The 25,118-nt window shown below is 48.2% G+C and carries 26 protein-coding genes, 8 tRNA genes and 1 pseudogene; 21 read left to right on the top strand and 14 right to left on the bottom strand.

Features of this window, described 5'->3' with window-relative positions; genetic code table 11:
- Nucleotides 1-22: 22 nt before the first annotated feature.
- Entirely contained in the window at nucleotides 23-1,477 is a 1,455-nt protein-coding gene (locus ACOJUN_RS24480) for a M48 family metalloprotease (RefSeq protein WP_422134446.1), read from the bottom strand.
- A gap of 387 nt (nucleotides 1,478-1,864) precedes the next feature.
- On the opposite strand from ACOJUN_RS24480, the gene ACOJUN_RS24475 reads away from it, so the two are divergent.
- Nucleotides 1,865-2,107, top strand: a complete 243-nt coding sequence (locus ACOJUN_RS24475) for a sulfurtransferase TusA family protein (RefSeq protein WP_422134445.1) — start codon at nucleotides 1,865-1,867, stop codon at nucleotides 2,105-2,107.
- Between the two features lie 80 nt (nucleotides 2,108-2,187).
- Entirely contained in the window at nucleotides 2,188-3,255 is a 1,068-nt protein-coding gene (locus ACOJUN_RS24470; protein ID WP_422134444.1) for an AI-2E family transporter, read from the top strand.
- A 90-nt stretch (nucleotides 3,256-3,345) separates the two neighbouring features.
- Here the strand turns inward: ACOJUN_RS24470 and ACOJUN_RS24465 are convergent, their stop codons facing one another.
- Nucleotides 3,346-3,813: a peroxiredoxin gene (locus tag ACOJUN_RS24465; RefSeq protein ID WP_422134443.1), complete on the bottom strand. Its 468-nt coding sequence runs from the start codon at nucleotides 3,811-3,813 to the stop codon at nucleotides 3,346-3,348.
- Nucleotides 3,814-4,099: 286 nt separating this feature from the next.
- On the opposite strand from ACOJUN_RS24465, the gene dapA reads away from it, so the two are divergent.
- From dapA to ACOJUN_RS24445, 4 genes are all read left to right on the top strand, one after another.
- The gene (gene dapA / locus ACOJUN_RS24460; protein WP_422134442.1) at nucleotides 4,100-4,975 is read left to right on the top strand and encodes a 4-hydroxy-tetrahydrodipicolinate synthase; all 876 of its coding nucleotides are present in this window, start codon (nucleotides 4,100-4,102) and stop codon (nucleotides 4,973-4,975) included.
- A 113-nt stretch (nucleotides 4,976-5,088) separates the two neighbouring features.
- Nucleotides 5,089-6,231 carry an outer membrane protein assembly factor BamC gene (gene bamC / locus ACOJUN_RS24455; protein ID WP_422134441.1) on the top strand — a complete coding sequence of 381 codons (1,143 nt, stop codon included), beginning with the start codon at nucleotides 5,089-5,091 and terminating at the stop codon, nucleotides 6,229-6,231.
- A 135-nt stretch (nucleotides 6,232-6,366) separates the two neighbouring features.
- Nucleotides 6,367-7,470 carry a phosphoribosylaminoimidazolesuccinocarboxamide synthase gene (locus ACOJUN_RS24450; RefSeq protein ID WP_422134440.1) on the top strand — a complete coding sequence of 368 codons (1,104 nt, stop codon included), beginning with the start codon at nucleotides 6,367-6,369 and terminating at the stop codon, nucleotides 7,468-7,470.
- Nucleotides 7,471-7,942: 472 nt separating this feature from the next.
- Nucleotides 7,943-8,803 carry a tetratricopeptide repeat protein gene (locus ACOJUN_RS24445; protein WP_422134439.1) on the top strand — a complete coding sequence of 287 codons (861 nt, stop codon included), beginning with the start codon at nucleotides 7,943-7,945 and terminating at the stop codon, nucleotides 8,801-8,803.
- A gap of 77 nt (nucleotides 8,804-8,880) precedes the next feature.
- Here the strand turns inward: ACOJUN_RS24445 and rdgC are convergent, their stop codons facing one another.
- Entirely contained in the window at nucleotides 8,881-9,804 is a 924-nt protein-coding gene (gene rdgC, locus ACOJUN_RS24440; protein ID WP_422134438.1) for a recombination-associated protein RdgC, read from the bottom strand.
- A gap of 254 nt (nucleotides 9,805-10,058) precedes the next feature.
- On the opposite strand from rdgC, the gene ACOJUN_RS24435 reads away from it, so the two are divergent.
- From ACOJUN_RS24435 to ACOJUN_RS24400, 8 genes are all read left to right on the top strand, one after another.
- Nucleotides 10,059-10,134, top strand: a tRNA-Val gene (locus ACOJUN_RS24435).
- Between the two features lie 47 nt (nucleotides 10,135-10,181).
- A tRNA-Asp gene (locus tag ACOJUN_RS24430) sits at nucleotides 10,182-10,258 on the top strand.
- A 127-nt stretch (nucleotides 10,259-10,385) separates the two neighbouring features.
- Nucleotides 10,386-10,461: transfer RNA gene (locus ACOJUN_RS24425), tRNA-Val, on the top strand.
- A 48-nt stretch (nucleotides 10,462-10,509) separates the two neighbouring features.
- Nucleotides 10,510-10,586: transfer RNA gene (locus ACOJUN_RS24420), tRNA-Asp, on the top strand.
- 70 nt (nucleotides 10,587-10,656) lie between these two features.
- Nucleotides 10,657-10,732, top strand: a tRNA-Val gene (locus tag ACOJUN_RS24415).
- Nucleotides 10,733-10,781: 49 nt separating this feature from the next.
- A tRNA-Asp gene (locus ACOJUN_RS24410) sits at nucleotides 10,782-10,858 on the top strand.
- Between the two features lie 70 nt (nucleotides 10,859-10,928).
- Nucleotides 10,929-11,004: transfer RNA gene (locus ACOJUN_RS24405), tRNA-Val, on the top strand.
- Nucleotides 11,005-11,053: 49 nt separating this feature from the next.
- Nucleotides 11,054-11,130: transfer RNA gene (locus tag ACOJUN_RS24400), tRNA-Asp, on the top strand.
- Between the two features lie 230 nt (nucleotides 11,131-11,360).
- On the opposite strand, the gene ACOJUN_RS24395 is transcribed toward ACOJUN_RS24400, so the two are convergent.
- Nucleotides 11,361-11,615 (bottom strand): type II toxin-antitoxin system Phd/YefM family antitoxin, encoded by a 255-nt coding sequence (locus ACOJUN_RS24395; RefSeq protein ID WP_422134437.1) that lies wholly within the window; start codon nucleotides 11,613-11,615, stop codon nucleotides 11,361-11,363.
- 74 nt (nucleotides 11,616-11,689) lie between these two features.
- Here ACOJUN_RS24395 and ACOJUN_RS24390 point away from each other — a divergent pair.
- Both ACOJUN_RS24390 and ACOJUN_RS24385 read left to right on the top strand, forming a co-directional pair.
- Nucleotides 11,690-13,195: pseudogene (locus tag ACOJUN_RS24390) on the top strand (phage terminase large subunit family protein).
- Nucleotides 13,167-13,331: a hypothetical protein gene (locus tag ACOJUN_RS24385; protein WP_422134436.1), complete on the top strand. Its 165-nt coding sequence runs from the start codon at nucleotides 13,167-13,169 to the stop codon at nucleotides 13,329-13,331. The pseudogene ACOJUN_RS24390 and the gene ACOJUN_RS24385 overlap by 29 nt, the downstream one beginning before the upstream one ends.
- Here ACOJUN_RS24385 and ACOJUN_RS24380 read toward each other — a convergent pair.
- Nucleotides 13,328-13,711: a DUF2237 family protein gene (locus ACOJUN_RS24380; RefSeq protein ID WP_422134435.1), complete on the bottom strand. Its 384-nt coding sequence runs from the start codon at nucleotides 13,709-13,711 to the stop codon at nucleotides 13,328-13,330. The genes ACOJUN_RS24385 and ACOJUN_RS24380 overlap by 4 nt on opposite strands.
- Nucleotides 13,712-13,761: 50 nt before the next feature.
- On the opposite strand from ACOJUN_RS24380, the gene ACOJUN_RS24375 reads away from it, so the two are divergent.
- Nucleotides 13,762-14,160 carry a hypothetical protein gene (locus tag ACOJUN_RS24375; RefSeq protein ID WP_422134434.1) on the top strand — a complete coding sequence of 133 codons (399 nt, stop codon included), beginning with the start codon at nucleotides 13,762-13,764 and terminating at the stop codon, nucleotides 14,158-14,160.
- 339 nt (nucleotides 14,161-14,499) lie between these two features.
- Here ACOJUN_RS24375 and ACOJUN_RS24370 read toward each other — a convergent pair whose 3' ends face one another.
- The 6 genes from ACOJUN_RS24370 to ACOJUN_RS24345 all read right to left on the bottom strand — a co-directional run bounded on the left by ACOJUN_RS24370 (nucleotide 14,500) and on the right by ACOJUN_RS24345 (nucleotide 18,935).
- A complete protein-coding gene (locus ACOJUN_RS24370; protein WP_422134433.1) occupies nucleotides 14,500-14,964 on the bottom strand; it encodes a hypothetical protein in 465 nt (154 codons plus the stop codon).
- A gap of 14 nt (nucleotides 14,965-14,978) precedes the next feature.
- Nucleotides 14,979-15,884 carry a nuclease-related domain-containing protein gene (locus tag ACOJUN_RS24365; RefSeq protein ID WP_422134432.1) on the bottom strand — a complete coding sequence of 302 codons (906 nt, stop codon included), beginning with the start codon at nucleotides 15,882-15,884 and terminating at the stop codon, nucleotides 14,979-14,981.
- Nucleotides 15,885-16,097: 213 nt separating this feature from the next.
- Entirely contained in the window at nucleotides 16,098-16,997 is a 900-nt protein-coding gene (locus ACOJUN_RS24360; protein ID WP_422134431.1) for a GIY-YIG nuclease family protein, read from the bottom strand.
- Between the two features lie 152 nt (nucleotides 16,998-17,149).
- Nucleotides 17,150-17,362 carry a hypothetical protein gene (locus tag ACOJUN_RS24355; RefSeq protein WP_422134430.1) on the bottom strand — a complete coding sequence of 71 codons (213 nt, stop codon included), beginning with the start codon at nucleotides 17,360-17,362 and terminating at the stop codon, nucleotides 17,150-17,152.
- A 137-nt stretch (nucleotides 17,363-17,499) separates the two neighbouring features.
- Entirely contained in the window at nucleotides 17,500-17,868 is a 369-nt protein-coding gene (locus tag ACOJUN_RS24350; protein WP_422134429.1) for a hypothetical protein, read from the bottom strand.
- 632 nt (nucleotides 17,869-18,500) lie between these two features.
- Nucleotides 18,501-18,935, bottom strand: coding sequence for an RNA recognition motif domain-containing protein (locus ACOJUN_RS24345; protein ID WP_422134428.1), 435 nt, complete (start codon nucleotides 18,933-18,935; stop codon nucleotides 18,501-18,503).
- Between the two features lie 127 nt (nucleotides 18,936-19,062).
- Between ACOJUN_RS24345 and ACOJUN_RS24340 the strand changes: the two genes are divergently transcribed.
- Nucleotides 19,063-19,986, top strand: a complete 924-nt coding sequence (locus ACOJUN_RS24340) for a 1-aminocyclopropane-1-carboxylate deaminase/D-cysteine desulfhydrase (RefSeq protein ID WP_422134427.1) — start codon at nucleotides 19,063-19,065, stop codon at nucleotides 19,984-19,986.
- Here the strand turns inward: ACOJUN_RS24340 and ACOJUN_RS24335 are convergent.
- Complete coding sequence (locus ACOJUN_RS24335) at nucleotides 19,979-20,488, bottom strand: DUF2780 domain-containing protein (protein ID WP_422134426.1); 510 nt, start codon at nucleotides 20,486-20,488, stop codon at nucleotides 19,979-19,981. The genes ACOJUN_RS24340 and ACOJUN_RS24335 overlap by 8 nt on opposite strands.
- 105 nt (nucleotides 20,489-20,593) lie before the next feature.
- The gene (locus tag ACOJUN_RS24330) at nucleotides 20,594-21,523 is read right to left on the bottom strand and encodes a DUF1853 family protein (protein WP_422134425.1); all 930 of its coding nucleotides are present in this window, start codon (nucleotides 21,521-21,523) and stop codon (nucleotides 20,594-20,596) included.
- 208 nt (nucleotides 21,524-21,731) lie between these two features.
- On the opposite strand from ACOJUN_RS24330, the gene ACOJUN_RS24325 reads away from it, so the two are divergent.
- Nucleotides 21,732-22,616, top strand: a complete 885-nt coding sequence (locus tag ACOJUN_RS24325) for an NAD(+) kinase (RefSeq protein ID WP_422134424.1) — start codon at nucleotides 21,732-21,734, stop codon at nucleotides 22,614-22,616.
- Nucleotides 22,617-22,661: 45 nt separating this feature from the next.
- Nucleotides 22,662-23,531, top strand: coding sequence for a rhomboid family intramembrane serine protease (locus ACOJUN_RS24320; RefSeq protein ID WP_422134423.1), 870 nt, complete (start codon nucleotides 22,662-22,664; stop codon nucleotides 23,529-23,531).
- 306 nt (nucleotides 23,532-23,837) lie between these two features.
- Here the strand turns inward: ACOJUN_RS24320 and ACOJUN_RS24315 are convergent, their stop codons facing one another.
- Entirely contained in the window at nucleotides 23,838-24,305 is a 468-nt protein-coding gene (locus ACOJUN_RS24315; RefSeq protein WP_422134422.1) for a hypothetical protein, read from the bottom strand.
- Between the two features lie 275 nt (nucleotides 24,306-24,580).
- On the opposite strand from ACOJUN_RS24315, the gene ACOJUN_RS24310 reads away from it, so the two are divergent.
- Nucleotides 24,581-24,820, top strand: a complete 240-nt coding sequence (locus tag ACOJUN_RS24310) for a hypothetical protein (RefSeq protein WP_422134421.1) — start codon at nucleotides 24,581-24,583, stop codon at nucleotides 24,818-24,820.
- Nucleotides 24,821-25,118 lie beyond the last annotated feature (298 nt).

Raw genomic sequence — 25,118 nt, 5'->3', positions numbered from 1 at the left:
CGACAATGACGGCCTTTTCTGATCAGCTTTTTTCGAGTTTCTTACGATATTCGAATATGTCGTTTAACTTTTTGTCGATCTTGGCTCTCAGGGCGTAATTATCTCCCACCATTTTTCGAGCAAACTGAAGGTGCTTGATGGCATCGTCAAGATTGCCTGTTAAGAAGAAGTACTCTGCCCGAGCCTGGTGTAAGCCCAGAATGTCATCGGACTGACCCTGGGCTTCCGCCAGTTCATACCAGATATCCGGGTCGTCGGGTCGACTGCGACTCAGTTTCAGGAGAAGGTCTCTGGCTTCGCTGAATTTTTTTGCCTGAATCAGAATATCCGCTTTGGTCGCCATCAACGGATAGTTATCCAGATGAATTGAAAGCGCCGCATCCAGTCGTTTAATCGCTTCATCGGATTTTCCGGTAACTGATTCGAGTCTGGCCTGAGCCATAATCAAATGCAGGTTGCGAGGGTGTTTCTTCAGCAGCGCAGTCAGTTCTTTTTCTGCTGTTTTGTAATCTCGTGCTTCAATGCTCGCCAGTGCAAGACCATAGCGGGTAATGTCTTCCGAGCTGGTATGACTGGACTCCAGCTCCTTCTGTAACTGATGTGCGTAACGGGCCGGATCTTCGGTGCTGAGTACGAACAGTCTCATTCGAATTAAAGAATAATCAAGGCTGCTGCCCTGGGAACCCTTGGAAGGCAATTGTGCAGCTCTGGCTCTGGAGTCTGAAATACGGTTGTCGGTAACAGGGTGCGTCAGTAGAAACTCCGGAGGTCTGCTTTGATAACGCCTGGACTTGTTCATGTTCTCAAATATTTCAGGCATGGCCTGAGGATCAAAGCCCGCCCTGGCAAGAGTCAGAATGCCAATATTGTCTGCTTCGCGCTCAAATTGTCTGCTGAAGCGCAAACGACTGGACTGGATGCCGGCCATCGTTGTTGATAGTGCTGCGGCACCTACTTCAGTTCCTGCTGTTGCCATCAGGACAACCGATGCAAGAACAGCGGCAGCGGTCGGCAGGCTCTTGTTTTTGGCGTCTTCAACATTTCGGGCGTAATGGCGCTGGCTCAGGTGTGCTAATTCGTGAGCGAGTACGGCAGCAAATTGAGCTTCTGTGTCCGCGTTGAAGAACAGTCCGGAGTTGACGCCGATGATTCCGCCCGGTGCTGCAAAAGCGTTCAATACGCTACTGTCTATCACTATGGTGTTTAATCGGTGATCTTTAATCTCACTGAATTCAGCCAGGCGATAGGTGAGTCTTTCGAGGTATTCCTTGACCTCGGGGTCACTCACCGTACGGGTTCGGCTACGTATATATTTCAGATAAGTCTGTCCCAGCTCATACTCCTGTTGAGGCGAGACGACTGCGGAGGTGCTGTCCCCCAGTCTGGGCAGTTCAATTGGGGCCGCGCTTACCACTGCGGAAGAAGTTCCGAGCCAGGTGCTTAGCAGGGCTGCCATCAGGAAACCCGGTTGCTTCATAGAATATCCATACTCGTATAATCTGCGGTACACTGTATCGTCATAGAGGTGCTGGCTCAAACAGCCGTGAAAAAAAACATAGTATTTTACGGCCTCCTTACCTTTCGGGTGAGGCCGGTAGTGCGTTTATCATGACTGGCAACTTCTGGCGATGGAAAGAGCAGTCATCTCTCTATTCTACAGGTCAGCGACGTTTGCACCAGAGCCTTTTAGTGAGAGTCGGGTGTGGTAACAACTTGCCTGCCGTTTTTGGGCAAGTGTATGCATGGCACTTGGAAACATTTTTACACTGTAAGCGCTTTACTGGTTTATTAATTATCAGTCAGTGCAGCATAACATTGGCAGCAGAGTTCCTGTACAGCTGAATTTCAGCTTCGCTGAGGGAGAATGAGTTTCATTATGATAGAAGTGGATGTTGAACTGGATCTGAAGGGAATGAGTTGTCCGCTCCCTCTGCTCAAAGCCAAGCAGGCGCTCAGTAAAATGGATCAGGGCGAAGTGTTGCGGATTCAGGCCACAGATCCGGGCTCGGTTCGGGATTTTGCCAGCTTTGCCTGCATCAGTGGTCATAAACTGTTGGCCAGTGATGAAGCTTCAGGGGTATTTATCTTTACTCTCGAGCATAAATAAGATCGGATTGTTAATATCCCGAGCCTGACTGACAATAGACAACCTGGTCAGTTTTCTGAGTAAGTCATAAGGAAGAAAATATGCTGGATATCATCAGGGATTGGCTGAACCGTTACCTGTCAGATCATGAGGCTCTGGTGCTACTGTTGATGCTGGTGACCGGGTTTTTGGTCATCATCTTTATGGGGAATATGTTGGCCCCGCTGCTGGCGGCAATGGTATTGGCATTTTTGATGCAAGGTGTGGTGAACTTACTCGAAAAATGGGGGGTACCCCATCTCCTGGCCGTCAGCCTCATTTTCACTCTCTTTATGGCGGTTCTGCTTATTTCAATATTCCTGTTGATTCCATTGATCTGGCAGCAAGTCACCGGCTTACTGAATGAGCTGCCGAATATGGTGAGGCAGGGACAGATGATTCTGAAAGAATTGCCAGAGCTCTATCCAGCCTTTATTTCGGAATCCCAGACAGCGGCTCTCAGTAGTGCTATCAATATGCATCTGGCCAAGTTCGGACCCTGGGCGTTGTCGTTCTCTATCTCCAGGTTGCCTGGTGCCCTGGGTATCCTAGTTTATCTGATTCTGGTGCCCATCCTGGTATTCTTTTTTCTTAAGGATAAAACTGAACTGCTCGGCTGGATTGGTAACCGCTTACCTATGCGGCGTCGCCTGATTATTCAGGTGGCGGACGAAATGAATGACCAGATTGCCAACTACATACGGGGTAAGGTTATTGAAATTTTGATTGTTGGTGGAGTCAGTTTTGTGGCTTTTGCCTGGCTGGGGTTGAACTATGCCGTTCTGCTGTCTGTGCTGGTGGGCTTTTCAGTAGTGGTTCCCTATATCGGTGCCACTGTGGTTACCATTCCTATTGCCCTGATTGGTCTGTTTCAATGGGGTGTGGGACATGAGTTCATGATGCTGATGATTGTGTACGGCATCATTCAGGCTCTGGATGGCAATGTTCTGGTTCCCCTGCTGTTTTCCGAGGCGGTTAACCTGCACCCAGTTGCTATTATTGTTGCGGTTCTGGTGTTTGGGGGAGTCTGGGGCTTCTGGGGAATATTCTTTGCTATTCCGCTGGCGACCCTGCTAAAGGCAGTGATGAATGCCTGGCCCAGTGTGCATGATGTGGAAAAGGTCAGCTAGCTTTTCATCAATACAACGAAACCGGTCCATCTGATTATCATTGGAATATTTCTTTGAGGGCCATCACGGATAGATGGCCCGTTTGGATGATTAACCCAGTGCCTGAGTAGCCTGTAGAACGTCTTCTACATGGTTTTTGATCCGTACCTTACGCCACTCGTGTTGCAGGGTGCCCTCACGATCAATGAGGAACGTGCTGCGCTCAATTCCCATGTACTCTTTGCCGTACATATTCTTTAACTTGATGACATCAAACAGTTTGCAGAGTTCTTCGTCCGGATCGGAGATCAGCTCGAACGGGAACTCATGTTTAGCCTTGAAATTTTCGTGAGATTTCAGGCTGTCACGGGAGACACCGAAAATCAGGGTGTCAGCTTCCTGAAATTCCTGGAACAGATCCCGGAAAGTCTGGCCTTCACTGATGCAGCCCGGAGTGTTGTCTTTGGGGTAGAAATAGATGACGACCTTCTTGCCTTTCAGTTCGGACAGGGTGACGGTGGTGTTATTGGTTGCCTGGGCGGTGAATTCCGTAACGGGTTGGCCTAGGGTAAAACTCATTGTTCTTCCTTCGATTCTCTTGTCTTTGATAGTAAGTCTGAATAGTAAACGGTTGTCTCTGCTTCAGCTGGCTTTAATAGATGTCAGAATTTTATATTCAGCCACAAAAACGGCCAGATCAACAGATTGTTTTCAGATGCAGCGAGCCTGTAGCATAGTGCGAATGACTGACAATGGTCTATAAAGCTGGACTGAGTCGGGCAGAATGTCAACGCTGCTCTTGTTAATGCCGGTGCGCGTCAGTAACATTATGCACAGCTTATGACTGATCTCTTGGAGTGGATAGATGATTACCGGTAGCCTTGTAGCGCTTGTGACCCCGATGCAGGACGATGGAGAGCCGGACTGGGAACGTCTCCAGAAACTGGTTGAATTTCATATAGAGGAAGGTACTGATGGCATCGTGGCAGTGGGTACTACCGGAGAATCTGCTACTCTGACCGTGCAAGAACACTGCGAAGTGATTAAACGGATTGTCAGACAGGTTAGTGGCCGTATTCCGGTGATTGCCGGTACCGGAGGAAATTCTACCCAGGAAGCTGTTTTATTGACAGCAGAGGCAAAAATCCTGGGAGCTGATGCCTGCCTGCTGGTGACTCCTTATTACAACAAGCCAACCCAGGAAGGTTTGTACCTGCATTATAAAACCATTGCTGACTCTGTGGCCATTCCTCAGATTCTCTATAATGTACCCGGTCGTACCGCCGTGGATATGTTGCCTGAAACTGTGGCGCGTCTTTCCGGTCACGAAAATATCGTGGGTATAAAAGAAGCCACCGGCATTGTCGAGCGTGGCATCCAGATTCGTGAACTGTGCGGTAATGACTTTGCTATATACTCCGGTGATGACGCTACCGGCATGGAGATGATGTTGCAGGGCGCTAACGGTGTTATTTCTGTAACCAATAATCTGGCTCCTCGGAAAATGCATGAAATGTGTGTAGCGGCTCTTAATGGAGATCGCGCTACAGCCGAGGCGATTAACGCTAAACTGGACGGATTGCATCAGAATCTGTTTGTTGAGGCGAATCCGATTCCTGTGAAATGGGCGTTGTCGGAAATGGGACTGATTGGAGAGGGCATACGCCTGCCACTGACGCCCTTGTCCGAAGGTTGCCACCCGGTTCTACGTGAAGCCTTGAAGCAGGCTGAACTGATTTAATTATTCAAGGGACCAGGCGTTGAGCCTGATCCCGGCACCTGATTATGACTGAACCCGGGAAACGAAGGTATCATCCGGGGGATTGTTATGGAGCTTTTCAGAATGGAGATCGTATGTCGCGAGTGATGAAAACCTTGCCGGTTATGGCCTGTGCTCTGGCACTGGCAGGTTGTTCCAATCCATTCGGCAAGGAGGGTTATTTCCGGGATAAATCCGGTGATTATACTCAGGCACGGGTGACCAGGTCGCTGGAAATACCTGAGCAGATGAATGCAGAGCCCATGGTGGAATCCTTGTCTATTCCGCCCATTTCTGCGGACCACTCGCAACTGGAATCCGATTTTGATGTGCCCAGACCTGACCAGCGCCTGACTCAGGAAGCAGGTGGCGTCTATACCATCGAAAGGGCAGGTGATGAAGAGTGGTTGCTGGTGGGGCATTCGCCCGGTGAAGTCTGGCCAAAAGTTCTGGCTTTCCTGGAAGAAAACAACATTCCGGCCAGATCCCGGGATGTCAAACAGGGCGTTCTTGAAACAGAGTGGACTGATCTGGGCAAAGACCCGGAAAAAGGTTATGTCTCCCGTGCCTTCAGTAAGTTGATGGGTGCTGAGGTGACCGGTCCTGTTGAAGATCGTTTCCAGTTCGAAGTGCGCCAGGGTGTGAAACCAGATTCCTCTGAGGTGCGTTTGAAGATCAAGTCTCGCGCCGTTCCTGAAGAAGGCCAGAGAATCACCACTGAGCCAGGGTGGAACAACTTTGCTGGGCGCAGTCAGAAGATGGTTGACAGTATATTGAATGAACTGCTGCTGTTCATGGTGCGTGATGGCAGTGAAAAATCCGTCTCTTATCTGGCTCAGGATCTGAATCTGGGCAACCTGGCTGTTATGGAGCAGGACGGTGCTGGTAATCCGCTACTGAGAATGGATCAGCTCTCCTATGCCCGTAGCTGGTCTGCTGTTGATGCTGCACTGCAACAGGCTGGGGTGGATGTGACCGATAAGAACCGCTCCGCAGGTATTTTCTACCTGCAGGTAGATCCTGAAGGAGTGGTCAAAAAAGACAAAGAATCCAGTGGCTGGTTCAGTGGTTGGTTTGGCGGCGATGAAAAGAAAGAGGCACCCAAGGATGTTCTGTTAATGAGAGTTTCAGAATTGAATGGGGTCGTCAGGGTCTCGGTAGAAAAGGATGCCAATACCTCAGCACCTGCCGAGATCAGTCGTAAGTTGCTGAATCTTGTTAAGGAAAACCTCAAATAGGGTAGAATCGCATTGTAAAAGCCAGTCTCCATGACTGGCTTTTTTGTTTTGTTTGCCAGGCAACGAAACAGTTCCATGGAGCGGCTCTTATTCGCTTCAGTTGATTGTCCATTAGTAGAATGCAGGATGTTGGCAATGAGCTTTGCTGATAAAGTACTGGCCGTAAATAACGACCTTCCTATTCGAACAGAGCTTCCCGTGCACTCAGGTAAGGTCCGCTCTGTTTATTGGTTGACAGAGGCGGACAGCCGTCGTCTGATCAGGGAAAAGGGCTATGATGTAGCCGGTGATACGCCTCTGGCTATCATGGTGATTTCTGACCGGATGAGTGCCTTTGACTGCATCTGGAAGGGTGAAGGAAACATGCAGGGTGTACCCGGAAAAGGGGCTGCCCTGAATGCGATCTCCAATCACTGGTTCAAATTGTTCAGGGAATCGGGGCTGGCTGACAGCCACATACTGGATATTCCCCATCCCTTCGTCTGGATCGTTCAAAAAGCCCGGCCAGTGATGATTGAAGCGATCTGTCGTCAATACATTACAGGATCCATGTGGCGTGCCTACAGCAAGGGTGAGCGTGATTTCTGTGGTATCCGGCTTCCGGATGGTCTTGAGAAGGATCAGAAATTACCGGATTTGCTGATAACACCTTCCACCAAGGGTATTCTGAAAGGGATTCCCGGTGTGCCGGAGGTGGATGATGTTAATATCACTCGTGCTGACCTTGAGGCAAATTACAGGTCTTTTAACTTTCACAAGCCTGAAGATATTGATCGTTATGAAAGGCTTCTTAAAGAAGGCTTTGATGTCATTTCCGAAGCCCTTGGCAAGCTGGATCAGGTGTTTGTGGATACCAAGTTTGAGTTTGGGTATGTCGCCACTGCCAGTGGTCAGGACAGGCTAATTTACATGGATGAAGTAGGAACACCGGATTCATCCAGAATCTGGGACGGTGCGTCATACAGAGTGGGTAAGGTGGTGGAAAACTCCAAGGAAGGTTTTCGCCAACAGTTGCTGAATTATTTTCCTGACCCTGACATTCTGCTCAACAAGGACAGGATGCACGAGCGACGGGCCCTGGCCGAAGAAAACGAGCTGCCTCAATCCATTATGATGGCTGTATCCAGAACCTATCTGGATATTGCTGAGCGCATTACAGGCGAGCCTGTTCAACTCTCAGACAGCCCCAAAGCCGAAATTGTAGCCATTCTCAAGGATCAATATGGTTTGATTGATTAAAGGTTTTAGTCGGGCGTTCTTCAGTCGTTTGAGCCGGTTGACGGGGGTTGGCCGCTTAATAGCGATTGGTTATTAGCGAAAACCTGCGGTATGACGGTAATTTGCCCTCTTTTTTCAATAGATGATCTGAATAAGGCTTACGTCATCTGTTTTTTATGCACAAATGTCAAGCCCTTGACGTCAAAAAAACGCATCGGGTCTAAGTAATTGATTTTATAAGGATGAGTTGTAACTTGTTGAAAATTAAAGAAAAATAATTGATCAAAAAGTGATCGATTTGTATGTGAGGCAGTAAGAATCAGTCTTTCTGAATGATTTGGCAGGTTCTTCCACAAAGTTATCCACAGATTTTGTGGGTAAGATTGCAGTAATGCTTCACTAACAAGTCATATGAGCTGCCTTTAATGCCCTTTATGACAACTTTTTATTAAAGAATGCTGCGCTCCTGACGAGGCGGCTAGAGAATCTGAGTATGAATGAATTGCCGAATATTGTTGATCTGACAGAAGAAAATGTTCGAGAAGTATTAGTTGAACAGTCGGCCCAGCGACCGGTGCTACTGGATATCTGGGCTGAGTGGTGTGAGCCCTGCAAAAGTCAGCTACCGATTCTGGCCAATCTGGTAGAGAGCTATCAGGGTAAGTTTTTGTTGGCCAAACTGGATGCAGATCAACCTCTGGGTCAGCAGTTAATGGCTCAGCTGGGTGTCCGCAGTGTCCCGACACTGGTTTTCTTCCATCAGGGACAACCTGTGCAGGTGTTGTCCGGTTTACAGACTGAGGTGGCTCTGAAAGAAGTGCTGGATCCTTTGACAATGAGCCCTGTGGAGCGTATCCGTTTGCAGGTCGATCAGTTGATTGACGAGGGGCAGCACGAGCAGGCGCTGCTGCTGTTGCAGCAGATTTTACAGGAAGAGCCCGAAAATCAGGCGCTTCAGGTACTTCAGGTTAACCTTCTGCTGGAACTGGATCGTGTTGACGATGCCAAAGCCTTGATGGCTGCACTGCCTGCCGATGCCGCAGGCATTGCCCAGCCCAGGGCGAAGCTGGCTTTCTATGAGATGGTGGTCCGGGCACCGCAAATGGCAGAACTGGAAGCTCGCCTTCATGATGATGAAAACGATCATGAGGCTCGTTATCAGCTTGCTATCCGTCAGGTGATTGCCGATGACAATGAGCAGGCCCTGGAAAACCTTCTGTTGATTGTCAGAACAGACCGTACCTTCCGTGAAGACGGAGCCAGACTGCTAATGCTAAAGGTTTTTGATCAGCTGGGGGCTGGAGACCCATTGGCCAAGCGTTATCGTGGCAAGCTGTTTGGGTTGATGCATTGACGGATTAGTGAGTTGGTATGAGTTGGGCTTCCTGTGAAGGGAAGCCCGGTGGCGGGTTTTCTTACCTGAACCGTCGCTTAAGATTCAGTTGTCCCTTCTGTAAGTCCGCCTAGCGCCTCTGCCAGGTCATTGATCAGCTTTCTCAGGGAAAGGCTCATGACTGCGAAATCGGCATCGAATTGTTCCGCCGCAGTTTCTGCTTCTACTTCGTCCAGTTGATCCTGGATCACTTCAGTGAACTTCAGCTTTCGTACAATCAGATCATCACTGAGCACAAAAGTTTGTGCTTCATCCCATTGCAGGGACAATTTGCTCACCTGCATGCCGCCCTCCAGGTGAGCCTGAATTTCTTCTGTGATCAATGCCTGCCGACGGACATTGATTTGCCCACCCTCATCACCAGGCTCTCGCAGGTCGCATTCGTCACCCAGAATAAAGGGGGCTGGGACAGCAGGGTTTTCTGAAAGCCATTGTGTCATGGACGCTGAGGGCAGGTTCTTTAAGGGGGGGTTAATAACCGGCAGGCTACCGAGGCATTCTCTCAGACAGCTGGTCAGTTCTTCTGCTTTCTTGAAAGAAGAAGCGTCCACAACCAGCCAGCCCTCTCTTGTATCTATGTAAGCGAACGTTTTCTGATGTTTGGTGAAAGCTCTGGGCAGCAGCTCCATCATAATGTCGTCCTTGAGCGCTTTTTTTTCCTTACTGAACACTTCCCGTTGTTCTTCCTGTTCTATCGTTTCTATTTTTTCTTCCAGGGCATCTTTGATAACACTGGCGGGAAGAATCTTTTCCTCTTTCTTGGCGCAGATCATGACAAAATCACCACTGGTGTGAGTCAGCATATCTCCATGGCGACCCAAAGGTGGCACCCAGCCATAAGAGCTGATGTCCTGACTGTTGCAGCCACGAAAGCGTTTTTCAGAGAGCTTTTCTTCCAGCTCTTCACTGTTCCATGCAATGGGTTTGGTGAAACGATAGAAAATCAGGTTTTTAAACCACATGATTGAGTCCATGCAAAATTGAGTGCCTGCATTATACGCATCAGGCTTACGCTAAGTGAGAGAATGTGTGTTGTTTTCGGTATTGAGTATTCATAAAGCTGCTTTAACCGGGAAGGTTTCTCGTAGCCTCAATATCCTTTTGCAATGCTATGTTATCGATACTTATAAAAAAAGTGTCTAAAGGCGGTTGCGTGAGGTTCGGTTCGCTGCTTATAATGCGCCGCGTTGTTGAGAGACACACGGCCATGACCGAAGGGTGATTAGCTCAGCTGGGAGAGCATCTGCCTTACAAGCAGAGGGTCGGCGGTTCGATCCCGTCATCACCCACCACTTTGAATGTTAAGACGCAAAGTGGCAGGTTAATTGAGCTGTATAGCGGACCGGTAGTTCAGTTGGTTAGAATGCCGGCCTGTCACGCCGGAGGTCGCGGGTTCGAGTCCCGTCCGGTCCGCCATCTGATTCAGGATGCAGTAGTCGATGATTTCTTTTTCATTACTTCTCTCAATCAGGACTTGAACGACAAATGTCTTCATGTATAGTCGGTACCGACTCGTCAGCCAGGGGTCGTTAAAAAATACTTTGGGTGATTAGCTCAGCTGGGAGAGCATCTGCCTTACAAGCAGAGGGTCGGCGGTTCGATCCCGTCATCACCCACCAGTTTTTATAGAGAGCAGTGATTAAATGTGCTCTTTATTAAATGAATGCGGACCGGTAGTTCAGTTGGTTAGAATGCCGGCCTGTCACGCCGGAGGTCGCGGGTTCGAGTCCCGTCCGGTCCGCCAGGTTTCTTGATTGAAAGCAAAGATTGTACGACAGGCGCAATCGATCTCTGAAGCGAAAAGCTTCAGATCAGGGTGATTAGCTCAGCTGGGAGAGCATCTGCCTTACAAGCAGAGGGTCGGCGGTTCGATCCCGTCATCACCCACCAGATTTATAGAGAACAGTGATTAAATACTGTTCTTTATTAAAGAGAATGCGGACCGGTAGTTCAGTTGGTTAGAATGCCGGCCTGTCACGCCGGAGGTCGCGGGTTCGAGTCCCGTCCGGTCCGCCAGGTTTCTTGATTGAAAGCAAAGATTGCACGACAGGCGCAATCGATTTCTGAAGCCAAAAGCTTCAGATCAGGGTGATTAGCTCAGCTGGGAGAGCATCTGCCTTACAAGCAGAGGGTCGGCGGTTCGATCCCGTCATCACCCACCAGATTTATAGAGAGCAGTGATTAAATACTGTTCTTTATTAAAAAGAACGCGGACCGGTAGTTCAGTTGGTTAGAATGCCGGCCTGTCACGCCGGAGGTCGCGGGTTCGAGTCCCGTCCGGTCCGCCATATTCAAGAACCTAGTGATTTTTGTCGCTAGGTTTTTTTCGTTGTTTAGCCCTAAAAAATACGGTTTTTTCACTCCTGCCCGAGTTTTCATCCCCCACCTTTAGCCGGACAGCTTATCTTTCGGGACTCTGGGGTTCTCCAAGCGTTTATGCAGCTTGGCTTTGAACTGTTCTCTCACCGTGGAGTTGAGTTTCTGTCATTCTTTCCACGCCAGTGCAGAAAAATCCAGCTCATAGGTCATCAATATTTACCCGAATCCTCTCATCATTTTTGCGTTCTTCGACGATGGCAGCGAGTTCCAGGTCGTCCAAAGCATCGAGCATGGCTTCATAAAGATGGGCTGGTACCGCATAAAACACGGGTTGATTGCGATTCAGGATGGCCACGGTTTCACCATTGGCTTCTTTCAGAACGGCCATCGGGTTCTTTTTTAGTTCGGATATCCCGGCACTGACGTCAGCGAGAATAGGATGGACTGAGGCCATAGCAAGCTCCTTTTACGGTTCATTAAAAGATCAAATAATAGACCTATTAATAGGTTTCTTCAAAGGTTGTTTAAATGGTTAATAGCCTGTCAGTCAAAAGCCCATATTTTGAAGGCTTCTTCAAAGGGCTGAGACCAGACAATCGCCTGACCGTTTCCGAACGGGCTGATCAAAAGCGGATTCTTCCAGCAAAAGCCACCAAAGAAGCAGGACGCTGGCGAACTTCCCGCACACCGTATCTGAAAGAGATCATGGATTGTCTCTCACCATCGTCACCTGTTGAGCAGGTGGTATTTATGAAAGGTGCCCAGGTGGGCGGCACTGAATGTGGCAATAACTGGCTGGGCTATGTGATTGACCATACGCCGGGTCCGATGATGTATGTGCTGCCCACGCTGGATATGGCAAAGCGAACCTCCAAGCAGCGCATTGCTCCGATGATCGATGAAATGCCTGATCTTCGGGAGAAGGTAAAAGATCCACGGAGCCGTGACAGTGGCAATACATTGCTGACCAAAGAGTTTCCCAATGGTGTGCTGATCTTTACCGGAGCCAACTCAGCGGCAGGGTTGCGCTCGATGCCTGCCCGCTTTCTGTTTATGGATGAGGTGGATGCCTACGACGATGACGTGGATGGCGAAGGCAGTCCTATCAATCTGGCGATCAAGCGAACAGCCACTTTTAGCCGTAACCGTAAAATATTGATGGTCAGTACGCCCAATATTGCAGAAACCAGCAAGATTGAAGCGGCTTATGAAAGCAGTGATAAACGACGCTATCTGGTTCCCTGCAATAGCTGTGGACACTACCAACCGATCGTCTGGGCCCAGATCATCTTTGATAACCATGACCCGGCAACCACTCGGTTTGAGTGTGTACAGTGTGGCCACAAGCATTATGAAAAAGACAAACCTAAACTGCTCACTAATGGCCATTGGCAGGCTGAAACTGAAAAGAGTAGCAAGGTAGCCGGTTTTCACCTGAGTTCGCTCTACAGCCCTAATGGCTGGTACAGCTGGCAAAATGCGGTAGAGGACTTTCTTGCCGCCAAAAGTAACTCGGTACAATTCAAGGACTGGACCAATACGGTACTTGGTGAGACATGGACGGAAAGAGGTGGAACGGTAGAGCATACCTTGCTCTACCAGTGACGGGAACATTACCCGGCAGAGCTGTCCTGGTGGGTGGAGATGCTGACGGTTGGCTTTGATGTCCAGGATGAGCGTTTTGAGTTTGAAGTGACGGGTTGGGGAGCTGGAGAGGAAAGCTGGTCTATTGATTATTTGCGGCTTTATGGTGACTTATCCCGTCAGCCAATATGGGATGCCCTGGCGGATATGCTGTATAAAACTTACACCCGGCAGGATGGCACCAAAATGAATGTAGCTCAGTTCTGCATAGACTCTGGTGGTCACTACACCGATGAGGTGTACGCTTTCTGTCGTAAGCAAGGAGCCGATTGGGCAATTCCAGTTAAGGGTTCATCTCTGGCTGGCAAACCTATCGCCACATTTCCCAAAACGAAAAAACAAGAAAGGGGTTTACCTGACATTGGTTGGCACCGATACTGCTATCCGTGAGCTATTCACCACTGGGCAACGCTTCACTCCAGAAGCCCGAAATATCAGCTTCAGTGAAACCCGGTTTGATATTGCCCCAAGCAATGCCCATCTTTCGTTTGCTGACTTGCAGCTACACATTGAAGTCGTCGTTTAATAGCAATCCAATGCCATCTGCTCCAGCGTCGCCAAGTCAACCATTTCAAGCGCTGCCATATTGGTCGCAGCCAGGTAAACCGGCGGGGCAACACCTGCCTTATGAGCCTCCACCCAGCGACTTACGCACAGACACCAACGGTCACCGGCTTTCAGGCCGGGAAAGCCAAACGCAGGATTAGGTGTGATGAGGTCGTTACCTTTGGACAGGGAAAATTGCAGGAACTCATCGGTCATCCGGGCGCAGACCGTATGACTGCCGGAGTCCTGTGGACAGGTATGGCAATATCCGTTCCGAAAGAAGCCAGTCATTGGACTCTGACAACAAACCTCTAACTGTCTACCAAGCACATTGAGCTGTTCAAACAGCATTTCTAACATGTAAAACCCTCCCGTGATTAACCCATGGCCTACAAGATAGGAGAAAAACCATGTCTAGGATAGATCGTAGTTTTATTGGTGCCGGAAGCATCTACCTCAAACCTGCCGATGGCAGCGCGCCTCTGCTGCCCGTTGGTAACGTCAGCGAGTTCAAGTTCAGTTTTGAAGAAGATAAAAAGGAACTGAAAAACTACTTGGGCGGTGGCGGTAACCGAAACACTATCAGCCGGATCTCGTCTATTTCTGCCAGCCTCACTGCCCACGACTTTACGGCAGTTACCGATGAACCCCACACGTCTTTTGGTGTGGCTGATGAACTGATCCCGTTCGATAAAATGCCTGACCTGACCAAGACCATTACGGTTAAGGACAGTCTGAGTACCACTTTGGTAGTAGGCGTTGACTACACACTGACCAAAAGCCGGGATCAAAGTCATTGCAGGCTCTAAAATGGCAACTTAGAAGTTGCCGCCGTCTTCTATTATCGAGTATCTCAATATTTTCTATGCATGTCCCCGGTTTGATATAACTTTTGGATCATCCGAATCAACACTGGTAACGGTTAAAATCAATGATTCCTGAAGGTAGCAAGGTTATAAATAGATTACAGCCAACAACGGCAACAGGACTAGCCAGGCCCAGCTCAGGGGTGGATTGTGACTGTGTTAGTGGGCAGAAGGCTTTTATTCAGGAGGTAAAGGGGTCTGCGCCGGATTTAATGCATCATTAGGTGGTGGTTTGAGCACATCAGGCACCAAGGCTCAACTCAGGTTTTCGTAAATTTATAATTACCAGCCATTGTTTATTCCTCCCCCCAAACTGAAACTGTCATCGTATGAAGAACTAAAAGAGTCATGCGTATCCGTACCATACAGGCTTCCACCTACATCAATGCCGCCAATGCTGTCGTCCATCATCGGTAAACCCGTGGCAGGATTTATGGTAGGGCCTCTGGAAAAAACGTCATCATTAAAGCTATGCATGGATGAGGAGTCAATGGCGTTATCGTTCTCAAACAAAGAAGACGACAATGAATCTAAGCTGCTATGAGCAAACGAGTCATCGTCAAAACCACTGTCTCTGACTGAACGATCGAAGCCACTGCTACTACCTGAAAAATCAGTTCCTTCTGTAGGTGAATCAGCCATTTTATAGAGCAGCGCACTGGCAATGCCGCCTAAAATCAGCGCCACAGGTCCGCCAAGGATCAACAATGCCACATTCACCAAAATCAGGAATTTCTTGTTTTTCATTTTTTATTTTCCCTCTACGCTGCTTCGTATTCACGGTGATGCCTTTCTATAAGTGCCTCTATTTGCTTATGTTCATCTCTGGTCATGCTGATTTGTTCGTTTTTTGGCAGATTTTTGATCCACGACTCCAGGTTTTCCAGCTTAACCACGTCGGTTTGCGGGTTGTCCGGACTCATTGCCGGATAGATTACCGCATTTTTATGGGCATAGATTACCACCGTTTTTATTGGCCATTTGTTCATATCATGATCTGTCAGCAACCTTTTGAATAACCCCCGGGTTCTAATGACCTGCTTTGAAGCATTTTTATAATCGTAGGTTGAACCGTTGGTTTTGATCTGCCTCCACATCGGCGTGTTGTCACAAAAAATCTGGCCAGAGTGATATTTGACCTCTGCCATAATAAAACCGACTCCTGGCACACTTATGACAAAATCAATCTCAAAATTCTTACCAGCATAAAAAATATTCTGGCTACCAATAAAGCCATAGATCACTTTTCCCTTTAACTCCGAGAGCACTGCTCTTACTTTGGCCTCGCCAAAGTTTCCGGCATCTTTGTGATCGTTAAACGGCGTTTTAATCTCTTCAAACTCAGACTCTACTGTGACTTGTGATGCTGGTAAGTCTGAGCTACTTCTATCGTAGCCATGCTTAGGATGATAATCACTAACATCATAATTTTGCTGACTGCTTTGGTTTTGTTCAATCTCGTCAGGTGCAATTTTCTTGTCCATCTTTGAGAAAAATGTCCTGAAGAAAGATACAATGGCTTTTGCCGCAGCAACAATAAGAAATAGCCACATGAAGGCGCCAAGGTACAGAGTAAGCAGCATAGAGCCTAGAGAGTCTTGAGCAATAACAGCTACAAATAAAACAAACAAAAAGCCGAACAGGCCAAATTTTAACAGTCCTTTCATAAGCTACCTCGTCAGGCTCCCTATAAGAATTGGTTGACAGAGCCTCCTTAACCATAATCAATCAAGTCAGGTTGTTTTATCAAGTAGAGTTTCAAACCGCTGGCTTCAAGCAATAAATGCAACAGAGCCCTTAATAAGGGTCAGCCTGCCGTGAAACTTTTTGTATTTATTTAGTATGTTGAGATAAAAGATACTGCGCCGGGTCCGGCGCAGTTAGAGAGACTTGTACGCAGGCTCCCTTTCCAAGTCTTTCAACGTGCGATTATCATCTGTTCTCCAGGCAGTTAAACCATTGGTGCTTTGACCTCTGATTATGGCGGCAGCTGCACTGGGGCTGGTGAATTCATAGTCCTCAGTAAAAATATAACAGCTGTCATCAAGAGCCAGTATGCCTTTTTCAATGAGCTTTGATCTAAACTTGATTATTCTTTCTGGGCAGGAGTCAACCGCTTGCTCTACCGCTTGAGACCCTTGGAAAATAGTGAACCCGCCTTCTGATCGCTTTCCTGTTGCTGTGAGCTTTCCTTTCACTTTGCATAAGAGTATCTGGTTAGAAGCATCAGAAGGTTTGTCAGGGTTAAGAAGCTTGGGTTTTTCAGGAGAAAGGCTGGTGGATGTTAGGTGGTGAATGCCCAGTACGGGTAATAATTGCAGCATCCTTTCTATGTAAACATCCATCTCAGCACGATCGGCTTCAGGCAGTGAAGAACCACTGGAGGCACTGTTCATCACAACCACTCGCTTGCTGTTGTGGGCCTGTTGGATCAGCTTTCCTTCAATGTAACGAATATGAGCTTTGGTCAGGTTATCGTCTTTGCTGACGAACGCTGATGTATGAACCCAGTAGTCCTTATTTTCATTTTTGGCGTGCTGCTTAAGACGACTGGAAACGTCCTCTGCTTCACCAATGTAGATCACAGGCTCGTTTGAATCTGCATCAATACCAGAGAGCAGATAAACTCCCGGACTTTTAAGTTCTGGGCGGCTCAGAAAGTCATCAAGATCACTGCGGGGGCCAGCAATGGCCTTGCCGGTCCAGTTTGAGATCTCTGCGGTACGAAGGCCTGTTGGGCTGCCCTTGACGAGGAAGAGTTTGATTGTGGCTGGTTGCATAAGCTTAATCGAGAGGTCATTTTAAACCGGTGATTTCAAGTCTTTGTTTGCCGGAGGTAACAATACCAAAAGTAAACAATTGGATTCTACTGTCATCAATCACGGTAGCACGTGATATGTCGTACAAGCGGTTGTTTGAGCAGAATTCTCAGCTACCAACTCCCAGAGCCTATACCCAGAAAAAACGAGGTCAGCCCAAAAACAAAAAATAACCCAGTCAAAAGACAGTATTTGATGACATACCCAAAGGTCAGCTCCTGATCGGCAAGCCTGATGATGCCACCAATGATAAGTTTAAAGGCAAAGTAACACCCAGAGAGAAAGAATCCCCAGGCGAGTAAATTAAACATCAATTCCAAATCCATAATAAAAGTTCCTTACAGCAGCCGACGGTTATTTTTCTTCAATAACGCCACATATGATTTCTGAGAACAGATTCCCGACCTGTTTCTTTCAATGGTTGTAAGCAATATCAAGAGCGCTCATGCATAACATTTGGTTATTATTGATTTCTGTCTATCCAAGTAAAGTTATCCTGAATAAGCTTCTGCTCACCCGACCAACGATAAGCCACCAGTCTTCCCCCAGGGCGTGCAACGCTGTAGTCAACACAGGCAACCTGGTCACTCATTGGCCCGGGCTGTCCACTCATCCAGTAATGCCCGACAAATAACGGTACTGTATCCGTGTAGCGATAACTTTGTTCGGGCAGTGGAGTGTTCGGCAATTCTGCTTGTCCTGTCCCGATGGTTGCATTTGACCAATGAATCGCTTGTTCATCCCACCAGCGAATGCGGGCAGCGGTTCGCAGATTTCCTTTTTTATCTCTGAAACTAACGCCTGGTGGTAGTTCCAGCTCTACCCCTTTCAATAGGTACTCTATTGCATGGTAGAGCGGGTGTGATTTATCAGAAGCTGGAACATAAGCATCCGGTGTCAGGCAGTTATTTTCATCGAGAAAGGGGGCGACAATAGGAAAGCTGGTGTGATGCCATACTGCATGGATGATTCTTAACTGAAATAATTGGACACCCTTATATTTGACAAACTAACATTTTTTATTTTTTTCCTTTATATGGACGTCCTATTTTTTTCACTTAACTCTTGCCAGTGGGTGGCAAGGGTCAAAAAATCAACAGAGCAGGGGAACTTAACACCTTTCAGGCTCACATCCCGTGCTGTGAGATAGAAATCGTAAAATTGAACGTTGCGCTCGTTTCGGCTCATTGACGTGGCATTTGATGTTGTTGACTGGGATGAAGATTTTATAACTTTGAACGTTGGTACGCTATACACCAACTACTGATATTTCAGTGGATCTATTTATAAAAATTTGAAATATGGCTGTTATCAGAAAATTCTGCAAACGGTTCCCCACCCACCGCCATACATAAAAACGATTATCTTTGGGTAGTCGTTTTTTTTATTCACAGATGGCCAGGTTTCAGGCGAAAAAAAAGCTAGTACTGAACCAGCTTTTTTGGAAGCGGAACGTGCTTTTTGTCAAAAGCGACGACCGCCTTCACGATTACCACCAAAGCCACGACGAGCGCCGCCGTTGTTGTTGCGGGGACGTTCGGTTGCGATACTGACGCGGATGCTGCGACCCGCCACATCCTGACCATCCAGAGCAAGAGCTGCTTCTGCAGCATCTGCGGAACTGAAAGTTACGAAAGCAAAGCCACGAGAACGACCGGTTTCACGATCAAGGATAATTTTCGCCTCCTCGATTTCGCCGAAGGCACCAAAAGCCTCTTCCAGATCTTGTTCTGTTGCGGCGAAGGCCAGGTTACCAACGAACAGTTTGTTTGCCATTTTTCCTCTATCTCCGGGGACGCTGTAGCTGCTTTTCTGCGACCTTTCAAAGCACCAAGTGTCGTTGGAGACACTGTCTTTTCGGGTATCAGGTAAGAGTACAATGTTTAAGTGAGATTCCATTGTAGCACGTAGATCAGTGGAATGAAGGCTTGTTATATTTATTATTTATTACTGATATCGTTTGTATCACTGGCATATTACGCCATCTTCGTTTACTCAGAGTTAAACCAGAAGAGCAAACAGGGTTATGTGTTTTTTAAATCTTATTGGTAATAGTGTACCTGTTGAAAGAATAAATACTTATCTCGTAGGTAATTGCCCTATTGCTGTTGATATCCTTCGCCTTGATCAAGTTGATCCGCTAATCAGCGGTAACAAGTGGTTCAAGCTTAAATACTTTCTCATTGAAGCGCATTCAAGAAAGATCAGAACACTTTTAAGTTTTGGTGGCGCCTGGTCTAATCATCTTCATGCTATGGCGGCGGCAGGTTATCGTTTTGGCTTTCAGACAATAGGCATTATTCGCGGTGAGAAACCGGCTAAACCTTCTGCCATGTTGCAGGATGCAGAATGCTGGGGTATGAGACTGATCTATGTCAGTCGTGCTGACTATAAGAAGCGATACGAGACTGAATATCAGCAGGCGCTTTTAAAACAACTGTCGCTCTCCCTGGATCAGCTGATGATTGTTCCCGAAGGAGGCTCGGGCGAAGAGGGTGTCAGGGGATGTGAGGATATTCTTGACGCAGGCTCCATCCGGGCTTCGGAATATGATGAGATCTGGCTCGCCTGTGGTACCGGAGCCACCATGGCCGGCATTATTCGCAGTGCAGGCAGTGACACCCGCGTGAGGGGGGTTGCCGTGCTCAGGGGAGCAGGCTTTCTGAAGGATGATATTCAGCAGTATCTCTCCCCGGTCGCAACACGATGGAATCTTGAGCTCGATTACCATTGTGGCGGCTATGGCAAAACCACCCCCGGTCTTATTCAGTTTATTCTGGAATTCGAGCGGGAAACCGGAGTCCCTCTGGACCCTGTTTATACGGGTAAACTATTTTTCGCTCTGAAAAAGATGGCCCGGTCGGGAGGACTGTCGGGGATCAGCAGGCTGCTGCTCATTCATACCGGCGGCCTCCAGGGGCGTCGTGGCTTCAGGGAGTGGGCTACTTGAATTTATTAATCAGCGAGCCCACAGTATCGGTTAACCCTGAAGGAAGAGCCGAACTTAACAGCCCGGCGGCTTCGCCACTGGGGCTAGCCTTGAGATAATCGATCAGTATGGTTGAAAACTTTGAAATCATCTCGTCCTTCAGACCCAGTTTTGTAAACTGCTGACTCAGGGTGTCGAAATGGCCCAGTAAACTGGTACTGCCTAACAGCGACGATGAGTTTTTGTCAGGGGTCACTTGCGGAGCTGCCTTTAATAAGTCCGATGTTTCCGGTAGAGCTTCCTTGATTACACTGAAGTCTTCTTTTGATAATTGGGAGTTGGCTAACTGAAGAAGGGCGCCTGCACCTCCTTCGGCCTGGAACTTGCTGACATTTAGTTGGCTGGTCAGGGTATCAATCAACCCCATGGCATGACTTGCCGGTGATTGCAGAACAAAAAGAGTGGCAAGAATGAAGAACAGCTTACTGCAGAAACGGTTGATGAAGAAGCTCCGGCGTTTCATAAAACAATACCCTATTAGCAAAAGTAATCCTTTTAATTATTTATCAATGCCGATAAATAGTTGTTACAAATTGTTATATAAAAATGATTGGTTAACAAGAGTCGTTTATATTTTGGCGGCTATTCTCGCCCTGGCTTCCCAGTCATCGGGCACCACAAAAAAACGACTGTTTTCACACAGTTCACCCTCTTTTTTATGGCATCGAACCACCATTTGAGGGCGGGCACTGTTGGATAGTTGCAGTTGCATGCGCTTGATCAGTTCGTCTCCGGAGAGATGAGTCGCTGCATCAGACAGGCCTCTGTAGGACGATAGCCAGAGCGATTTTGGCAGAGGCAGGTAGCAGACTTCGCCTTCCTCGAGTTCCAGCCAGGACGACAGCTGATTAAAGGGTAGCCAGTGTCCTCTCGGATGATAAACAGAGCAATCTTCAGGGGGTGGGCAGATGCCTGTGACCGGATAAAAAAGGTATCCCTGAAAAAGTATTTCCGTCTCTATCCCTGAGATATCCAGAGCGTTGAGTGCACGTTGTCCAGCCAGCGTCTGTGAAAGCGTAATCTGATGGTGCAACATATGGTTGAGCTTCTTGTCCATGCGGTCGTGCAGACCTGGTCCAATCCAGTGGTGCCATGGGCTGGCCGAGTGAGTGTGGGAGGGAAGACCCAGGTAGTACTTGACGGCGAGTTCCCGGTGAATAAAAACCTCGTCCTTGAGGGACTTGAGAATCAGGTCGAACTCACCCAGTGTCTGGTGATTATTCTGAATCTGAAGATTGCAGGCAATCAGCTGATAGTTTTCTGAATGTCTGAGGATGTATTGCCAGAGTGATTCATAATAGATACCCAGCAGATGACTCCGTCGCTGACGCAGAATCTCTACTAGCTCTGAATAGCCAGAGCCTGTAATCTGGGCATTATGCACCGGGCAGGTTGCCGGGCAGATAAACCTCGCATCATAATCAGGGTTAATGATGGAAGGGCTGCTGAGTAACCATTGCACATCCCGGGCTATCTGCTGATGAGAGAGGCGAATCATTTTTGGCAGTTCATGGTGTCCGAACGATGGCTTTGAATAATAAAATGATGGCTGATCATTGCCGACTGTGAGAAGCCGACAGGTGATGAATAAGAGTAACAGATTCAAATCAGTGTGTTTACATTCAAAGGATAACAACGGTCACCCAATCCTGGGTGTGGTGTCATCCAGGCAGGATAAATTCACCAACGATAAGTGATTTAGACCGATGGAAGAATTCAAGCAGGTTGGGATTACCGGGCGTCAGGGTAAGGCCCATATCGAAGACACCTTGAAGCGTCTGACCGATTTTCTGCAGTTGCAGGGAGTGACTGTATCTCTGGATGAGCAATTGTCGGGCCTTTTGCCGGGGCATGGTTTTCAGGTCTGCGACCGGGCGAGCATGGGTAAAACCTGTGATCTGGTGGTAGTCATCGGAGGTGACGGCAGTTTATTAGGAGCAGGCAGAGAGCTTTCTGTCCATGATGTTCCGGTAGTGGGTGTCAACCTTGGACGTTTGGGCTTTCTGACCGATGTTTCACCCGATGAGCTGGAAACCTGTATTGGCGAAATGCTCAATGGCCATTACCGAATGGAGAAGCGGTTTCTGCTGGAAGCCAAGGTTGAGCGCCAGGGTCAAACCATTGGTTGTGGCGATGCTCTCAATGATGTGGTGCTGCATCCGGGGGTGTCCACCAAGATCATAGAGTTTGAATTGTTTATTGAAGACCAGTTTGTCTATCGCCAGCGTTCTGACGGTCTGATTATGGCAACGCCTACAGGCTCAACAGCTTATGCTCTGTCGGGTGGTGGACCCATCATGCATCCAAAGCTGGATGCTATTGTGCTGGTCCCCATGTATCCTCATATGTTGACTAACCGGCCCCTGGTTGTGGATGGTAACAGTCAGTTGAAGCTTGTGATTCATGAAGGCAATGAAATCCATCCACGCATCAGCTTTGACGGGCAGGTGGATATCGAGCTGATGCCTGATGATGTCATCCTGATTCGTAAAAAGAAGCAAAGTCTGAGATTGTTGCATCCTTTAAATCACAATTTTTACGAAGCCTGTCGATCCAAATTAAGATGGTATCCCAATGAGGATGCAGAGTGACATTTTTGTCTACAATTACCTGTTTGAGCATTACAAGAGTTGACTATGTATAGGGCGCTTGAGCTTTCTGCACATAAGGATTTGAGTGCATTGTCCTACTTTCTTTACCGGCAGGGAGTGCCCCACAGAATTACCGAGGAATCCGGGAAACAGGTACTGTGGACCCAGAATGAGCAGCAGGGAGAAGCGGTAGAAAAGTTTTACCGAGACTGGCAGTCCGGAGAACTTGAGCTGGAAGTGGCGCCTCCCCGAAGAGGACCTGAAGTGGGAAACTTTTTCAAAAACATTCCCTGGAAACGCTTTCCCTTCACCTTCCTGATTCTTGCGATTTGTCTGGTGGTGGCTGTCCTGACTCATCTGGGCGAGAATATTCAGGCTATTTCCAGTTTCACCTTCGTAGACTTCAAGCTAGCTAATGGCTACATCTATTATGCCACTCTGGAACATACTCTGGAGAGTCATCAATACTGGCGTCTGATCACTCCGATCTTCATTCATTTCGGGATTCTGCATCTGGTGTTCAATGCCCTGATGTTCTATGTGCTGGGTGGCAGAATCGAAATGCATCAGGGCGGTATCCATCTGCTGGGGCTGGTTTTGCTGACCGGGGTTCTGTCAAATTTTGCCCAATATGCCATGTCAGAGGGGTCTGTGCTGTTTGGTGGCCTTTCCGGTGTGGTGTACGGTCTGATGGGTTACAGCATGGTACGTGAAAGGCTTGACAAAAGTTTTTATATGGGACTGCCACCGGCGATCTACGGCTTTATGCTTGTCTGGCTGGTGATTGGTTATACCGGTGTTCTGGGGCCATTGCTGGGACAGATGGCAAACGCTGCACACCTCGGAGGACTGGTATCCGGGGCTTTATTGGGTGGGCTGGCCGCTTTGATGTTCAAGTCCAGAATTAAGACTTAATGGTTAAGGAGGGGGCTGGCCTGGGTGCTGTCGGTTGCCGTCGGCAGAGCTCGAATGCAGAAGGCTGGTGAAAGAAGCTGCAGGTTCGATGATTGTTTCTGATACCTCCCCGAAATAAGTCGTTTGCGAGGAACTGATACCCAGGGTCTCGTTATAAGAATCTGCCAAGTCCTGCTGTGCCTCCATGCCCGCTACAAAATCCGGTGATTGTGCCAATGATGACAGGTCCCCTCTGCAAAGTGGGCAGGACCATCGTGTTTCTGCCGTCCTCGCTACGGGGTCGCCTAGACGGGCGCTATTCTCGGTCTAGTGATCATAACTGACCCAGACTTTAATCTTGCTGCTATCGCTATTGTCAATCCATAACAATCCGTCTGGATCTGCATCTTCGCCTATCGTTGCATAGGGATCCTGATGCAAATCTTTAAACCACAAAAGTTGGGCTGATCTTCCAAAATGATTTTCACTTTTTACCTTGAACAGCACGGAAGCCCAAGACCTGTCACAGATCCCCGTATCAACGTAATGAATATTCATAGTTTGTCCGTTCTCATAACCCGGAACCGTCTGCACAGAGGCCGGTGAGACATAATCAACGCATGCATCCGATGGATCCTGCACTGGCTTAGCTATGTAAACATCTTTATCGGTCCCGATTTTCTGTAAGAATTCTATGTGCCCGAAACCATCGGAAGAAGCATCCGGGGCAGAGAGCAAGAACACAGCTACCAATAGCGCGGGTAGAAAGCTTTGGCTTGTCTTTGGCTTCAACATAATCGAACCTACTGCCGTATAACGACAGTGAGTATTCTAGGACACTCTGGTGTTTTTGCTAGCAGCCTGACCGAGAATAGACCGCCCTACTGCGGCGGCAGCAAATTGGTCTGAAAATACGCTTTTGTTCGTCAAATAGCTCGCTATTCTCCTCACAAAACCGAATTTTCATCCTCAATTTTCTGCCGTCCTCGCTACGGGCGCTATTCTCGGTCAGGCTCCTAGTGCAACTAAGCTCTGATATCCATACACCCCTCGTTCCCACGCAACAGAGGGTGTCGCAAAAGCCTGGTTCCCCTCCCGTCATTTCCGGCCTCACTCCCGTCATTCCCGCGAAGGCGGGAATCCACACAGACTCACCACCAGAACCATACTGCCCGGTGCCCCCCTGGCCTTTTCATCCGCGAGAAGGCAGAGACCCGCTGTTGGCGCTGGATTCCCGCCTTCGCGGGAATGACGACCTCAGAGTATCGGAACGAGTGGGCTGTATGGATATCAAGGCTTGGCTGCACTAGCAGCCTGACCGGCAATGTATTCAGATTATGCTTTATGGAAAAGACCCGATCCGGAGAACCTGTCCCCTGATGCGGTGCAAACTCGACAATAAAACGTCTTGTCAGCTTTTCGGCCTGACAAATAACAGACAGCGAAAGCAGCAATAATAGAAGCACCGTAGAAAGTGTTTTTACCATCATTATCCAGACATCTTTTCTTTCTGTTTGTGCAAAGTAGACTAACAACAAGAACAAGTGTTTATTTCTGTCAAAAACCAAAGGTTGCAGCAGGTAAAAGTTTGTTGAGAATAAAATGGCA

The sequence above is a fragment of the Endozoicomonas sp. ALD040 genome (genome assembly GCF_049275945.1).
Taxonomy (GTDB): Bacteria; Pseudomonadota; Gammaproteobacteria; order Pseudomonadales; family Endozoicomonadaceae; genus Endozoicomonas_A.
Note: the sequence above shows the minus strand (reverse complement) of the source record. Positions and strands in the feature narration are given on the sequence as shown.